This is a genomic window from Pannonibacter sp. I15F10I1 (genome assembly GCF_900185665.1).
Lineage (GTDB): Bacteria > Pseudomonadota > Alphaproteobacteria > Rhizobiales > Stappiaceae > Pannonibacter > Pannonibacter indicus.
The window spans coordinates 221,254-235,664 of sequence record NZ_FYAN01000008.1 but is presented as its reverse complement, the minus strand read 5'-3'; the positions used below and the strand labels follow the sequence as shown (position 1 = coordinate 235,664).

Sequence of the window (14,411 nt, the reverse complement as noted above, 5' to 3'; positions counted from 1 at the left end):
GTCTTGTCAGACAAGAATGTTGTGCCGGACCGTGAAACGTCAACCCCGAATTAGAGGCAAGACGCTCGATCCTCATATCCGCATGAATGACAAGGGGCCCGCCGGTGGTATCCGGCGGGCCCCTCATCGGGATCAGGGTCAGGCGTCAGGCGGCCGGCTGATTGGCAGCAGCCGCAGCCCGCTTGGCAGCTTCTTCCTCGACCAGTTCCTTCTTGGACAGCTTGCCCACCATGGTCTTGGGCAGCGCATCACGGAACTCGATCTCGCGCGGCAACTCAATGGCAGAGAGGTGATCCTTGAGGAAGGCGCGCATTTCCTCCTGCGTGACCGTGGCACCGGCCCGCAGCTTGACGAAGGCCTTGGGCGCCTGTCCCCGGTACTCGTCCGGAACCGCGATCACGATGGCCTCTTCGACGCCTGCGTGCTGATACAGGGCTTCCTCGATCACGCGCGGATAGACGTTGTAGCCCGAGCAGAGGATGAGGTCCTTGATCCGGTCCACCAGATAGATGAAACCGTCCTTGTCCGCATAGCCCACGTCGCCGGTGTGCAGGAAGCCGTTCTCGATGGTGCGGGCGGTTTCCTCGGGCCGCTTCCAGTAGCCCTTCATCACCTGCGGCCCCTTGACCACCAGTTCCCCCTTCTCGCCCTGCGGCACAGTGCTGGAGAGATCGTCCAGCGCCCGGAATTCCGCCAGCGTGCCGGGGGCCAACTGGCCGATGGAACCGGCGCGGCGGCGCTCGTCCAGGGGATTGCATGAGACAACCGGCGAGGTTTCCGTCAGTCCGTAGCCTTCCACGAGGATGCAGCCGGTGATCGTCTCGAACTTCTCCTTCACCTCAACCGGCAGCGGCGCGCCGCCGGAGATGCACAGCTTCACGCTGGTCAGGTCATAGGAGACGGTGAGCGGTGAATTGTTGATTGCCGTGTAGATCGTCGGGACGCCCGGGAACAGCGTCGGACGGGTGCGCTTGATGGTATCCAGCAGCAGCTTCATGTCGAAGCGCGGCATCAGAACCATCTGCGCGGCCAGCACGACAGCAAGGTTCTGCGCCACGGTCATGGCAAAGACGTGGAAGAAGGGAATGACGCAGAGCATCCGCTCCTTGCCCTTCTCCGCCGCATGGAAAATGTCCTTCATCTGCTCGATGTTGGCGGACAGATTCGCATGCGTCAGCATCGCGCCCTTCGGCACGCCGGTGGTGCCGCCGGTATATTGCAGCACCGCCACGTCCTCGGCCGGATCGATGGCGACCGGTACCGGATTGGCGCCCCGGTTCAGCAGGGCCGCATAGGGCACGTGGCCGCTGTCCGCCTTCCAGGCGGCCCGGTCCTTGCCCTTGAACAGGGTGAACAGCGCCCGCTTTACTGCAGGCAGGATATCGGCCATCGGGCAAACGATGAGCCTGTCCAGGATGCCATCCTTGCGCACCGCCTCGACCTTGTCATAGATGACCTTGAGGTCGAGCGTGACCATGATGCGCACTTCCGCATCCCGCGCCTGAAAGGCGATCTCGCGCTCCACATAAAGCGGGTTGAAATTGACGACCGTTGCCCCGGCCTTCATCAGCGCGAAGTAGAAGACTGTGTAGTAAGGCGTGTTGGGCAGGCACAGGCCAACCTTCGTGCCTTTGGTGACCCCCAGTGCCTGCAGGCCTGCGGCAACGCGGTTCACCAGGGCACCGAGCTCACCATAGGTCCAGGTCTTGCCAAGAAAGTCGACAGCCGGGCTCCTGCCATAAGCTGCGACGGTTTCCTCCAGATATTCATGCAGCGGGCGGGGCCTGAAAGCCGCGACCCATTCCTCCACTTTCGCCATGGCGGTCTCCAATCGAGATTCTGCGCCACCTGGAAAACCCCGGCCCGGGAGCCCAACTCCCGGCTTGCGCTCACCAGCGCAACCTCCCTGCCTGCGGCATTCCAGGTTGATACCCCTGCCTGGGGCGTCCTCCTACAGATTTGACGTTCCTTCCGTTTACGTCAACCTGCGACGTAACGGCACCTGCGACTTTTTTTCTGAAATGTCTGGAGAGCCGGCCTTCAGCCGTACCTGAACGCGATTTCGGATTTCACATTTCGGATGGCATTTCCGGCACCAGGGGAAGATTGCTTCAGCACATTACCCCTAGTTGAAATTGCCATCTCCTCAAAACGTGTAAGGGAATCTAATATCCCAGAAGCTGCAGTTTGACGCAGTGCAGCAACGAAAATGGTTGACTGCACGCCTTAAGCATCAAATAATTAAATCAACAAAAATTATTCGGTGCTGGCGCGGCTTCATATCGGCCACCAGGGAGGACGCTGAATGGCAGGAAACGTCACAAGCGGGAGAGGCAGCAATTCGGCGCAACTGCGCCGTTACAACGAACGTATCGTGCTGCAGATCCTGCGCCGCGCCGGGGAAGCCTCCAAAGCAGAGCTCGCCCGCGCAGCCAACCTGACCAATGCGGCGATTGGCGCCATCATCCAGGAACTGGCCCAGGACGGCCTGATCGAGGAAGTCGGCAAGCGGCACGATGGCGGCCGCGGCCAGCCGGCCACGATCCTGCGCCTCGCCACACGCGGTGCCTTCGGCTTCGGCGTCCGCCTCGGCCGCGCCGGGATCGAGACCGTGCTGGTTGATTTCGCCGGCCGCATCATCGGGCGCAGCTACCACGACATGATCCTGCCGCTTCCCTCCGTTGCGGTGGACATGATCCGGCAGGACATCGAGAGGCTGCAGGACCTTCTGTCCCCGGCCGAGCGCCGCCGCCTGACCGGCATCGGCCTTGCCCAGCCGTTCAATCTGGGCGCGTGGCTGCAGCAGCTTGGTCTTCCTGCAGAGAACTTCAAGCCGTGGGACGAGGTGGACTTCGCTGCAAGCCTTGAGGCGGCCACCGGTCTTCCGGTTTTCGCCGAGAATGACGGCACGGCAGCGGCAGTCGCCGAGCTTTTCTACGGGCTTGGCCGCCAGGAAGACAATTTCCTCTACCTGTTCATCGGCCCGGCCATCGGCGGCGGGTTGATCATGAATGGCGATGTGGTGCGCGGCGTCACGGGCAATGCGGCCGACGTGGCTGTGATGCCGGTGACGCCAAGCAAGCTGGCCGGCGCCCCGCGCCCGAAAGGCAGCTGGGACATCCTGCTGACCCGCGCCTCGCTCGGCGCGCTGGCACGGCATCTGACGCAAGGCTCCGGCCTGCGCCCGTCACGCGCCGAACTGGAGCAGGCGGTCATCGCCGGGCGGCCCGAAGTGGGGGAATGGCTGGAGGATTGCGTGGATGCACTATTGCCTTCCGTACGCGCCAGTCATGCCCTGCTCGACATTCCCCTGATCGTGATCGACTGCGACATCGACAGCGGCATGCTGAGTGCACTGATCGGCAAACTGCACCGGGCGCTCGTTGAAGAAGCGCCGGAAGCGCGCGATGCGCCGCGTGTGGAGCATGGCAGCTTCGGGCAGGACGCTGGCGCCCTCGGCGCCGCCAGCCTGCCCATGTTCTTCAATTTCTCGCCCCGGGCAGAAATCCTGACTGGCGGCCTCAAGGGATCGGCGGGGGTGGGAGCCCTCCGTCTGGAAGCCCCCTCGACAGCTTGAGGGGCAGCCGTTCTGGCCTGAACCGGCCGGGGCCAGAACGGGAGGAGACAAAACGGTCAGGGAGGATGACGACAATGATCCGCAAGATGCTTCTCGCAGGTTCCGTATTCGCAGCCATGGGCGCCATTGCCCCGGCACAGGCCGATACGGTCAATGCCTGCCTCATCACCAAGACGGACACCAACCCGTTCTTCGTGAAGATGCGCGAGGGCGCTGCCGCCAAGGCCAAGGAACTGGGCATTCAGCTGAATGCCTATGCCGGCAAGGTCGATGGCGACAACGACACCCAGGTCGCTGCCATCGAAACCTGCATCGCCAACGGCGCCAAGGGCATCCTGCTGACGGCCTCCGACACCTCCGCCATCGTTCCGGCGGTCAAGCAGGCCCGCGATGCCGGCATTCTCGTCATCGCCCTCGACACGCCGCTGAATCCACTGGACTCGGCTGACATGACCTTCGCCACCGACAACTTCCTGGCCGGTGAACTGATCGGCCAGTGGGCCGCAAAGACGCTGGGGGACAAGACCGCTGACGCGAAAATCGCCATGCTCGACCTCGATGTGTCCCAGCCGACCGTCGACGTGCTGCGCAACCAGGGCTTCCTCAAGGGCTTCGGCATCGAACTGGGCGACCCGAACAAGTGGGGCGATGAGACCGATCCGCGCATCGTCGGCAATGACGTGACCCAGGGCAACGAGGAAGGCGGCCGTAAGGCCATGGAAAGCCTGCTCGCCAAGGATCCGTCAGTGAATGTGGTCTACACCATCAACGAGCCCGCTGCCGCTGGCGCCTACGAGGCCCTGAAGGCCATCGGCCGCGAAAAGGACGTGCTGATCGTCTCTGTCGATGGCGGCTGCCCGGGCGTTGCCAATGTGGAAGCCGGTGTCATCGGCGCCACCTCCCAGCAGTACCCGCTGCTGATGGCCGCCAAGGGCATCGAGGCCATCGCCGCCTGGGCCAAGGACGGCACCAAGCCGCAGGCCACCGGCGGCAAGGACTTCTTCGACACGGGCGTGTCGCTCGTCACCGGCAAGCCGGTGGATGGCGTCCAGTCGATCTCGGTCGAGGAAGGCAAGAAGCTCTGCTGGGGCTGAGACCTCGTGCATGCGGATCGGGCGGCTGGCCCGCCTGATCCCTGACGTCACAAGAACCAGAAAACATGCCGGAGAAGATCCGGGCGCCCCGCGGCGCCCGGTGTCTCTCTCACAGCGGGAGGAGGCTTGGCCGTGAGCAAGACCGACAACTTCGAGGATGCGGTAAAAACGCGCCGGGAAGAGAATTTCGCCGAGTTTCAGGATCACAAGAAAGGCGTCCTGCAGCAGTTCCACCATGCGCTGCACACGAACATGGCGCTCGTGCCGCTGCTCGTTCTCCTCGCAGCCATCCTGCTGTTCGGCGCCTATCTCGGAGAGAAGTTCTTTTCGCCCTTCGCCATGACGCTGATCCTGCAGCAGGTGCAGATCGTCGGCGTGCTGGCGGCGGCCCAGAGCCTGATCATTCTCACCGCCGGCATTGATCTCAGCGTCGGCGCCATCGCGGTTCTGACGTCCGTCATCATGGGCCAGTTCACCTTCCGCTATGGCATTCCGCCCGCCATTTCGGTGATGATCGGCCTTGCCTGCGGCACGATGATCGGCGCCGTCAACGGCTGGCTCGTCTCGCGCGTCAAGCTGCCGCCCTTCATCGTCACGCTCGGCATGTGGCAGATCGTTCTGGCCGCCAATTATCTTTACTCTGCCAATGAAACCATCCGCGCGCAGGACATTGAGACGCAGGCGCCCTTCCTGCAGTTCCTCGGCACAACGCTCAAGGTTGGCGGCGCAAGCCTCACCTATGGCGTCATCCTGATGATTCTCGTGGTGGCGGTTCTGGCCTATGCCCTGCGCAGCACGGCCTGGGGGCGCCATGTCTATGCGGTGGGCGATGACCCGGAGGCGGCAAAGCTTGCGGGCGTCAACGTGCACCGCACGCTCATGTCGGTCTACATGCTCGTCGGCTTCATCTGCGGCCTGGCAGCCTGGGTCATGATCGGCCGCTTCGGCTCCGTCTCGCCCTCGGCCACCACAGGTGTCATCGGCAACATTCAGGCGATCACCGCTGTGGTGATTGGCGGCATCTCGCTCTTCGGCGGACGCGGCTCCATCGTCGGCGCCTTCTTCGGTGCGCTGATCGTCGGCGTGTTCGAACTGGGCCTGCGCATGTCCGGCGCCGACCCGCAATGGACCTATCTTCTCATCGGCGTGCTGATCATCGCCGCCGTCACCATCGACCAGTGGATCAGAAAGGTAACGGCATGACCGAGGCAGTTCTGAAGGCCCGCGGCCTCGTCAAGCGCTATGGCCGCGTCACCGCCATGGATCATTGCGACTTCGACCTGATGCCCGGCGAGATCCTCGCCGTCATCGGCGACAATGGTGCGGGCAAGTCCACGCTCATCAAGGCACTGTCCGGCGCCGTGACGCCGGACAGCGGCAGCATCCATCTGGATGGCGAGGAGATCCGCTTCACCTCCCCCAATGATGCGCGCATGGCCGGGATCGAGACTGTCTACCAGACGCTCGCCATGTCCCCTGCCCTGTCCATCACCGACAATATGTTCATGGGCCGGGAGATCCGCAAACCCGGCCTCATGGGCAAGGTCTTCCGCACCCTCGACCGCAAGGCCATGGAAGACTTCGCCCGCAAGAAGCTGGCGGAACTCGGCCTGATGACCATCCAGAACATCAACCAGGCGGTGGAGACGCTTTCGGGCGGCCAGCGCCAGGGTGTCGCGGTGGCCCGTGCAGCGGCGTTCGGTTCCAAGGTGATCATCATGGACGAGCCGACAGCTGCCCTTGGCGTGAAGGAAAGCCGCCGCGTGCTGGATCTCATCAAGGACGTGAACTCGCGCGGTCTGCCAATCATTCTGATCAGCCACAACATGCCGCATGTGTTTGAAGTGGCAGACCGGATCCATATCCACCGGCTTGGAAAACGGGCTGCCATCATCAAGCCCGCCGATTTTTCCATGTCGGATGCGGTGGCGATCATGACCGGCGCCATGGAACCTCCGGCCGGTCTAGCCGCATGATTTGAAAAGGCTTTCGTCTCCGCCCCACAAAAAGACCGAAACGGGCGGAGACGTTCCGGATAATGCGTGTTAGCATTGCGGCCCAACCCATTTTCCTTTATTTAACTCATCGAAATAAATCAGACGGCCGTTGCGGCCGCACTCCAAAAGGGAGACGAGGAGCATGGCCGTTCGCGTGATCGCAGTGGATGATTTCGATCTGGTCGTATTCGGCGGCACCGGTGACCTCGCGCACCGCAAGCTGCTCCCGGCCCTCTATTTCCGCGATCTCGACGGCCAGATCCCTGATGCAGCCCGCATTATCGTCACATCGCGGCGCGAGTTTTCTTCCGGTGAGTACCGCACCTGGGCGGAAGCAGCCCTGCGCGAGCACATCAAGGATCTCGACGATGCCGCGCTCACCCGCTTCCTTGGCCGCCTGACTTATGTCGCCATTGATGTGGCCGCAGACGCTGGCTGGGCGGAACTGGGCAAGATCCTGAACGAGCGCCCGGATGTGGTCCGTGCCTTCTACCTTGCAGTGTCGCCGGATATCTTCGGCACCATCTGCGCCGGGATCGGCAAGGCTGGCCTCGTCAATGCCAACACCCGCGTCGTCATCGAAAAGCCGATCGGCAAGGACGGCGAGTCGGCCAAGGCGCTGAATGAGACCATCGGCAAGGTGTTCCAGGAACACCAAATCTTCCGTATCGACCACTATCTCGGCAAGGAGACGGTGCAGAACCTGATGGCGCTGCGCTTTGCCAACGCCCTGTTCGAGCCGCTGTGGAATGCCGCCCACATCGACCATGTGCAGATCACCGTGGCCGAGTCGCTCGGCGTCGGCGGGCGCGCCGGATACTATGATACGGCCGGCGCCCTGCGCGACATGGTGCAGAACCACATTCTCCAGCTGCTGTGCCTCGTCGCCATGGAGCCGCCCGCCTCGATGGATGCGGACAGCGTGCGCGATGAAAAGCTCAAAGTGCTGAAGGCGCTGGCGCCCTTCACCCCGGAACTGGTGGAAAAGCACATCGTGCGCGGCCAGTACAAGGCTGGCGCCTCCTCCGGCGGTGCCGTGCCGGGCTATCTGGAGGAGCTGGGCCGGGATGACAGCGTCACGGAAACCTTCGTCGCCATCAAGGCAGAGATTGCCAACTGGCGCTGGTCCGGCGTGCCGTTCTACCTGCGTACGGGCAAGCGCCTTGCCACCCGCGTGTCGGAAATCGTCGTGCAGTTCCGCCCGATTCCCCACTCCATCTTCGGCGCGGAAGCCGGTGTCATCACTGACAACCGCCTCGTCATCCGCCTTCAGCCGGATGAGGGCGTGAAGATGGAAATCATGATCAAGGACCCGGGCCCCGGCGGCATGCGCCTGCGCCGTGTGCCGCTGGACATGAGCTTTGCCGACGCCTTCAAGGTGCGCAATCCGGATGCCTATGAGCGGTTGATCATGGACGTGATCCGCGGCAACCAGACCCTGTTCATGCGCCGCGACGAAGTGGATGCAGCCTGGCAGTGGATCGACCCGATCCTCGAGACCTGGTCCACCGCCAAGGATCAGCCCAAGGGCTACACCGCCGGAACATGGGGCCCCTCCGCCTCGATCGCCCTGATCGAGCGCGATGGCCGCACCTGGTCGGAAGAAAACGCCTGATCCAGCCCGCATATGGGCAACCGTGCCGCCCGCCTTCGGCTGGCGGCACGGTGACCGGGATCGAAAAATGACATGCCGGAAGCAGTTGCCGCTTCGGCTTAAATCGATTAAATCCGCAGGGCGGCGGGATTGTGATCTGCTCTGGACGCCTGATGCGCCCCTCCCGCCCCGGAACTGAGGGAGAGAAAGTTCCATGACCGTGCATGCCCGCATCGCAGAGGTGACCGAGCGCATCGTCAAGCGCAGCCACGACAACCGTTCCCGCTATCTCGACCGCATCCGGGCCGATGGCGAGAAGGGGCCGCGCCGCTCCACTCTGGCCTGCGGCAACCTCGCCCACGGCTTTGCCGCCTGCACCGTTTCCGACAAGGCCGCGCTCGCAGGCGATGTGGTGCCGAACCTCGGCATCATCACCGCCTATAACGACATGCTCTCGGCCCATCAGCCCTACGAGACCTACCCGGAGCTGATCCGGCAGGCCGCGCGGGATGCCGGTGCCGTTGCCCAGGTGGCAGGCGGCGTTCCGGCCATGTGCGATGGCGTGACGCAGGGCCAGTCGGGCATGGAACTGTCGCTCTTCTCCCGCGACATCATCGCCATGTCCACAGCCATCGGCCTCTCCCATGCCATGTTCGATGCCGCCGTCTATCTCGGCATCTGCGACAAGATCGTTCCGGGCCTCGTCATCGGCGCCCTCTCCTTCGGCCATCTGCCTGCGGTCTTCATCCCGGCCGGGCCGATGACTTCCGGCATCACCAATGACGAGAAGGCCAAGACGCGCCAGCTCTATGCCGAAGGCAAGGTCGGCCGGGCAGAATTGCTGGAGTCGGAATCGAAGTCCTATCATGGCCCCGGCACCTGCACCTTCTACGGCACGGCCAACTCCAACCAGATGCTGATGGAGATCATGGGCCTGCATATGCCGGGCGCGTCCTTCATCAATCCGGGCACGCCGCTGCGTGAGGCTCTGACCCGCGAAGCGGCCAAGCGCGCGCTGGCGATTACCGCCCTCGGCAACGAATACACCCCCATCGGCGAAGTGCTGGACGAGCGCGCCATCGTCAACGGCGTCGTCGGCCTGCACGCCACCGGCGGCTCCACCAATCACACCATGCACCTTGTCGCCATGGCCAATGCGGCCGGCATCAAGCTGACCTGGGATGACATTTCCGAGCTGTCGGACGTGGTGCCGCTGCTCGCCCGCGTCTATCCGAACGGCAAGGCGGATGTGAACCACTTCCAGGCTGCAGGCGGCATGGGCTTCCTCATCCGCGAGCTTCTGTCCGCCGGACTGCTGCACAAGGACGTGCGCACCGTCAACGGCACCGGCCTTGACGGCTACACCGTCGAAGCCAAGCTGAACGGGGAAGGCGCTGTCCGCCGCGATCCTGCGCCTGCCGTGTCGGGCGATGAAAAAGTGCTGGCGCCGATGCCCAAGGCCTTCCAGGCCAACGGCGGACTGAAGGTGCTGGATGGCAACATGGGCCGCGCCGTCATCAAAATTTCCGCCGTGGCCGCAGAGCGTCACATCATCGAGGCTCCTGCCCGCGTCTTCAATTCTCAGGACGACCTTCAGGCGGCCTTCAAGCGCGGCGAGCTGACCGGCGACGTGGTGGCCGTGGTGCGCTTCCAGGGCCCCAAGGCCTGCGGGATGCCCGAACTGCACAAGCTGACGCCCGCCCTCGGCATTCTTCAGGACAAGGGCCTGAAGGTGGCGCTGGTCACCGATGGCCGCATGTCCGGCGCCTCCGGCAAGGTGCCGGCCGCCATTCACGTCACGCCAGAGGCTTGCGACGGCGGCCCCATCGCCCGTATTCAGGATGGCGATGTGATCCGCGTCGATGCCGTCAAGGGTACGCTCGAAGTGCTGGTGGATGCAGCGGAGTTCAACGCCCGCCCGCTCGCCACCTATGATCTCTCGGCCAACCAGACCGGCACGGGCCGTGATCTCTTTGCCCCCTTCCGTGCCCTCGTCGGCACGGCAGACACGGGCGCGCATGTTTTCGGCAGCTGATGCTGCCTCTACCGGAAGGACCAAGGAATGCCGCAGGATACCGCCCGTATTGAAGCTGTCATGACCGCTGCGCCGGTCATCCCCGTTCTCATCGTCGAGGACCCTGCGGCAGCCGTTCCCATGGCTCAGGCCCTGGTGCGCGGCGGCCTCCCGGCCATCGAGATCACCCTGCGCACCCCGCGCGCGCTGGAGGCCATCAAGGCCGTTGCCGACAACGTGGAAGGCGCCATTCCGGGGGCAGGCACCGTGCTGGATGCCGCCCAGTATGAAGCCGCCGTCAAGGCGGGCGCCAAGTTCATCGTCTCCCCCGGCGCCACGCCGAAGCTGCTGGATGCGGCGGAAAACTTCGACGTGCCGCTGCTGCCGGGCGCAGCTACCTCTTCGGAAGTGATGGCCCTGATCGAGCGCGGCTATCTCCGCCTCAAGTTCTTCCCCGCAGAACAGGCGGGCGGAGCTTCCTATCTGAAGTCCCTGTCCTCGCCTCTGGCACAGGTGAAGTTCTGCCCGACCGGCGGCATCACCCTGGAGAAGGCTCCGAGCTACCTGTCCCTGCCGAACGTGCTATGCGTCGGCGGCTCCTGGATTGCCGATGCCAAGGCCATTGCCTCGGGCGACTGGGCCGGGATCGAGGCCCGCGCCCGCGAAGCGGCAGCCATCAAAGGCTGATACACACAAATATTCTGTATTTTACGGACGCAACGAACCGGCGGGCTTGAAAAACCCGCCGGTTCTTCTTAAGTGCGCCGGGATTTTCCGGACTGTTTTCCAGACAGTTGTGACTTTGGTTCCGCTCGTCTCTTGCGGCAGAGCGAACATGGCCGGCCGATCCGGCACCTGACAGAAGGAAGTGGTTTTATGGCATTGGATCTGACGTATCTTGCAGCCGGTCTCGTCCTTCTGTTCATCGGCGGTGAAGCGCTGGTGAGAGGCGCGGTCTCCATCGCAGCGCGATTTGGCATGCCACCACTGATCATCGGCCTGACGATCGTTGGCTTCGGCACCTCCATGCCGGAACTGCTTGTATCGCTGAAGGCGGCCTTTGACGGCGCGCCCGACATTGCCGTCGGCAATGTGGTCGGCTCCAACACAGCCAACATCCTGCTCATCCTCGGCGTTGCTGCCGTGATCTGCCCGATCCCGACCGCCATTCCCGGCATCCGCCGGGACCTCGCCATGGTCACCCTTGTCGCCGCCTTCACGCTGGTGCTGGGCTATCTCGGCCATGTCTCGCGCCTGATGGGCGCGGCGATGTTCGTCACCCTCTGCGCCTATCTTTTCTATGCCGCCGTCTACGGCAAGAAGGAGGAAGCAGAGGAGGACGACGAGCACGCGCCTGTGCCGATGCCGCTCTGGATGCAGCTTGCCTATATCGCCGGCGGCCTTGCGGGCCTTGTCATCGGAGCGGATCTGCTGGTGCGCGGCGCCACATCCATCGCCCGCGGCTATGGCATCTCCGAAGCGGTGATCGGCCTCACCATTGTTGCAGTCGGCACCAGCCTGCCGGAACTTGCCACCTCCGCCATCGCCGCCTTCCGCCGCCATTCGGAAATCGCCATCGGCAACGTGCTGGGCTCGAACATCTTCAACATCATCGGCATTCTGGGCGCGACCGCCGTGTTCCATCCGGTCGCAATCGCCCCCAGCATCGCCAGCTTCGACATTCCGCTGATGCTGGGCGTCACCGTACTGCTGGCGCTGATGCTGCTGGGGCTGAAGTCGATCAACCGGCTGGCTGGCGCCGTCTTCCTGGTGTTTTACACGGGCTACTGCGGCTATCTCTTCACCCAGATGCCGGGCGTCTGAGGTTCGGGCACATCGCAGCAGGACGCGCCGGGTTCAGGCGCGTCTTGCCATTTGCTCGACGGCACCGCCTGCCGTGGCCCAGGCCGCAAACCCGCCCTCAAGGTGAACGACCGTTTCCAGACCCATCTCGATGGCCGTCCGCGCCGCAAGTGCAGAGCGCCAGCCTGCCGCGCAGAAGAACACAAAGGTCGCATCGCTGGCGAAAACCGGCTTGTGATAGGGACTCGCCGGATCGATCCAGAATTCCAGCATGCCGCGCGGGCAGGAAAAGGCGCCGGGAATGGCCCCTTCCCTCTGGATCTCGCGCACGTCGCGCAAGTCAACGAAGACATAACCATCACGGCCAAGCAGCAGCTTCGCCTCTTCGGCGGAAATCACGCTGACCAGTTCTGCCGCCTCTGCCAGAAGCACATCGATACCGCGCGATATTCTGTGAGCCATGCCAAAGCCTCCCGAGAAACCGGACGGGCCAATCATGCCACTGTCCGCCGCAGAAGGCGACCCATCAATGGCACAACAAGATTTCACGCCGTCATTCTGCTACCCGGAAACTGGGGCATGGCACTGTCATGCCCGCGTGCTATACCATTGCCATGATTTGCAGTATGCCTGCGCAGTCAGGATTTTAAATCGATTAAGGAGCTTTCATGTTCACTCCGGACCACTGGCAGTCGCTGAAGTCTCACGCCAATGACCTGAAGGCCACCAGCCTGCGCAATCTGTTCGCGGCAGACCCCAAGCGGTTCGACAAGCTGAGCGTGCGCGACGGTGACCTGCTGATCGATTTCTCCAAGTCGCTGCTGACGGCCGAGACTGTTTTCCTGCTGTGCCGCTTTGCCCGCGAAGCCGGGCTTGAGACACAGCGTGCCGCCATGTTTGCGGGCGAAAAGATCAACGGCACGGAAAAGCGCGCCGTGCTGCACACCGCCCTGCGCAACCAGTCGGACGAACCGGTGCTGGTGGATGGCGTCGATGTGATGCCGGATGTTCGCGAAGTTCTCGCAGACATGGGCGAGTTTGCCGAGGGTATCCGCTCGGGCGACATCGCCAGCGCCTCCGGCGCGCCTTTCACCGATGTGATCAACATCGGCATCGGCGGCTCGGACCTTGGCCCGGTGATGACGACGCTGGCGCTCGCCCCCTATCACGACGGCCCGCGCCTGCACTACGTGTCCAACGTGGACGGCGCCCATATCGCCGACACGCTGAAGGACCTGGACCCGGCCACGACGCTGGTGATCGTCGCCTCCAAGACCTTCACCACCATCGAAACCATGACCAACGCCCGCACGGCCCGCGCCTGGATCGCCGAAGCGCTGGGTGAGGCTGCCGTTGGCGCGCATTTCTGCGCCGTCTCCACCGCGCTGGACAAGGTGGCTGCCTTCGGCATCGGGGAAGACCGCGTGTTCGGCTTCTGGGACTGGGTTGGCGGGCGCTATTCCGTCTGGTCGGCCATCGGCCTGCCGCTGATGATCGCCATCGGTCCGGATGCCTTTGCCGAATTCCTCGAAGGCGCCCATGCCATGGACGAGCATTTCCGCACCGCCCCGCTGGAGCAGAACCTGCCGGTGCTGCTGGGCCTCACCGGCGTGTGGAACCGCAATGCCATGGGCTACGCCGCCCGCGCCGTGCTGCCCTACGACCAGCGCCTGTCGCGCCTGCCCGCCTATCTGCAGCAGCTTGACATGGAATCAAACGGCAAGCGCGTGACACTGGATGGCACCACGGTGGAAACCGAGACCGGCCCGCTGGTCTGGGGCGAACCCGGCACCAATGGCCAGCACGCCTTCTATCAGCTGCTGCATCAGGGCACGACGGTGATCCCGTGCGAGTTCATCGTCGCTGCAAAAGGCCATGAACCGGAGCTGGCGCATCATCACGAGATGCTGGTGGCCAACTGCCTGGCCCAGTCCGAAGCCCTGATGCTGGGCAAGACGCTGGACGAGGCGAAAGCGCAGCTCGCCGCAAGCGGCATGGCGGCAGACGAAGTGGAGCGGCTGGCTCCGCACAAGGTGTTCCCCGGCAACCGGCCGTCCATCACCATTGTCCATGACCAGCTGACGCCCTTTGCGCTCGGCCGCCTGATCGCGCTCTACGAGCACAGGGTGTTTGTCGAAGGCGTCATCTGGGGCATCAACTCCTTCGACCAGTGGGGCGTAGAGCTTGGCAAGGAGCTGGCAACGGCCCTGCTGCCGATGGTCAAGGGCGAGGCACCGGCCGATGCCAAGGACGCGTCCACACGCGGTTTGCTGGCCGCATTACGTAGCGCTTGACGGAACTTGGCTGCGAAGTCACCTTGTCAGGCGGACGG

11 protein-coding genes are annotated in these 14,411 nt (G+C 63.6%); 9 read left to right on the top strand and 2 right to left on the bottom strand.

The window, feature by feature from the left end; all coding sequences use genetic code 11:
- Positions 1 to 145: 145 nt before the first annotated feature.
- Positions 146 to 1,819 carry a long-chain fatty acid--CoA ligase gene (locus IF10I1_RS07010; RefSeq protein ID WP_094463296.1) on the bottom strand — a complete coding sequence of 558 codons (1,674 nt, stop codon included), beginning with the start codon at positions 1,817 to 1,819 and terminating at the stop codon, positions 146 to 148.
- A gap of 486 nt (positions 1,820 to 2,305) precedes the next feature.
- On the opposite strand from IF10I1_RS07010, the gene IF10I1_RS07005 reads away from it, so the two are divergent.
- The 8 genes from IF10I1_RS07005 (at position 2,306) to IF10I1_RS06970 (ending at position 12,100) form a co-directional block, all read left to right on the top strand.
- Entirely contained in the window at positions 2,306 to 3,577 is a 1,272-nt protein-coding gene (locus tag IF10I1_RS07005; protein WP_186415042.1) for an ROK family transcriptional regulator, read from the top strand.
- A 74-nt stretch (positions 3,578 to 3,651) separates the two neighbouring features.
- Positions 3,652 to 4,671 (top strand): sugar ABC transporter substrate-binding protein, encoded by a 1,020-nt coding sequence (locus tag IF10I1_RS07000; RefSeq protein WP_186392028.1) that lies wholly within the window; start codon positions 3,652 to 3,654, stop codon positions 4,669 to 4,671.
- A 132-nt stretch (positions 4,672 to 4,803) separates the two neighbouring features.
- Positions 4,804 to 5,874, top strand: a complete 1,071-nt coding sequence (locus tag IF10I1_RS06995; protein WP_371341218.1) for an ABC transporter permease — start codon at positions 4,804 to 4,806, stop codon at positions 5,872 to 5,874.
- A complete protein-coding gene (locus IF10I1_RS06990; RefSeq protein WP_186392030.1) occupies positions 5,871 to 6,647 on the top strand; it encodes an ATP-binding cassette domain-containing protein in 777 nt (258 codons plus the stop codon). Before IF10I1_RS06995 ends, IF10I1_RS06990 begins: the two co-directional genes overlap by 4 nt.
- A gap of 163 nt (positions 6,648 to 6,810) precedes the next feature.
- Positions 6,811 to 8,283: a glucose-6-phosphate dehydrogenase gene (gene zwf / locus IF10I1_RS06985; RefSeq protein ID WP_186392031.1), complete on the top strand. Its 1,473-nt coding sequence runs from the start codon at positions 6,811 to 6,813 to the stop codon at positions 8,281 to 8,283.
- Between the two features lie 193 nt (positions 8,284 to 8,476).
- Complete coding sequence (gene edd / locus IF10I1_RS06980; RefSeq protein WP_186392032.1) at positions 8,477 to 10,297, top strand: phosphogluconate dehydratase; 1,821 nt, start codon at positions 8,477 to 8,479, stop codon at positions 10,295 to 10,297.
- A 27-nt stretch (positions 10,298 to 10,324) separates the two neighbouring features.
- Complete coding sequence (locus tag IF10I1_RS06975; protein WP_050474179.1) at positions 10,325 to 10,963, top strand: 2-dehydro-3-deoxy-phosphogluconate aldolase; 639 nt, start codon at positions 10,325 to 10,327, stop codon at positions 10,961 to 10,963.
- 189 nt (positions 10,964 to 11,152) lie between these two features.
- Positions 11,153 to 12,100 (top strand): calcium/sodium antiporter, encoded by a 948-nt coding sequence (locus IF10I1_RS06970; protein WP_186392033.1) that lies wholly within the window; start codon positions 11,153 to 11,155, stop codon positions 12,098 to 12,100.
- Positions 12,101 to 12,133: 33 nt separating this feature from the next.
- On the opposite strand, the gene IF10I1_RS06965 is transcribed toward IF10I1_RS06970, so the two are convergent.
- Entirely contained in the window at positions 12,134 to 12,541 is a 408-nt protein-coding gene (locus IF10I1_RS06965) for a rhodanese-like domain-containing protein (protein ID WP_050474278.1), read from the bottom strand.
- Between the two features lie 206 nt (positions 12,542 to 12,747).
- On the opposite strand from IF10I1_RS06965, the gene pgi reads away from it, so the two are divergent.
- Positions 12,748 to 14,373 carry a glucose-6-phosphate isomerase gene (pgi, locus tag IF10I1_RS06960; protein ID WP_186392034.1) on the top strand — a complete coding sequence of 542 codons (1,626 nt, stop codon included), beginning with the start codon at positions 12,748 to 12,750 and terminating at the stop codon, positions 14,371 to 14,373.
- The last annotated feature ends 38 nt before the right edge of the window (positions 14,374 to 14,411 follow it).

What these genes read in the sequence shown, in the direction of transcription:
- IF10I1_RS07010 (WP_094463296.1), bottom strand. Translation starts at nt 1,819, where the DNA reads ATGGCGAAAGTGGAGGAATGGGTCGCGGCTTTCAGGCCCCGCCCGCTG.
- IF10I1_RS07005 (WP_186415042.1), top strand. Translation starts at nt 2,306, where the DNA reads ATGGCAGGAAACGTCACAAGCGGGAGAGGCAGCAATTCGGCGCAACTG.
- IF10I1_RS07000 (WP_186392028.1), top strand. Translation starts at nt 3,652, where the DNA reads ATGATCCGCAAGATGCTTCTCGCAGGTTCCGTATTCGCAGCCATGGGC.
- IF10I1_RS06990 (WP_186392030.1), top strand. Translation starts at nt 5,871, where the DNA reads ATGACCGAGGCAGTTCTGAAGGCCCGCGGCCTCGTCAAGCGCTATGGC.
- zwf (WP_186392031.1), top strand. Translation starts at nt 6,811, where the DNA reads ATGGCCGTTCGCGTGATCGCAGTGGATGATTTCGATCTGGTCGTATTC.
- edd (WP_186392032.1), top strand. Translation starts at nt 8,477, where the DNA reads ATGACCGTGCATGCCCGCATCGCAGAGGTGACCGAGCGCATCGTCAAG.
- IF10I1_RS06975 (WP_050474179.1), top strand. Translation starts at nt 10,325, where the DNA reads ATGCCGCAGGATACCGCCCGTATTGAAGCTGTCATGACCGCTGCGCCG.
- IF10I1_RS06970 (WP_186392033.1), top strand. Translation starts at nt 11,153, where the DNA reads ATGGCATTGGATCTGACGTATCTTGCAGCCGGTCTCGTCCTTCTGTTC.
- IF10I1_RS06965 (WP_050474278.1), bottom strand. Translation starts at nt 12,541, where the DNA reads ATGGCTCACAGAATATCGCGCGGTATCGATGTGCTTCTGGCAGAGGCG.
- pgi (WP_186392034.1), top strand. Translation starts at nt 12,748, where the DNA reads ATGTTCACTCCGGACCACTGGCAGTCGCTGAAGTCTCACGCCAATGAC.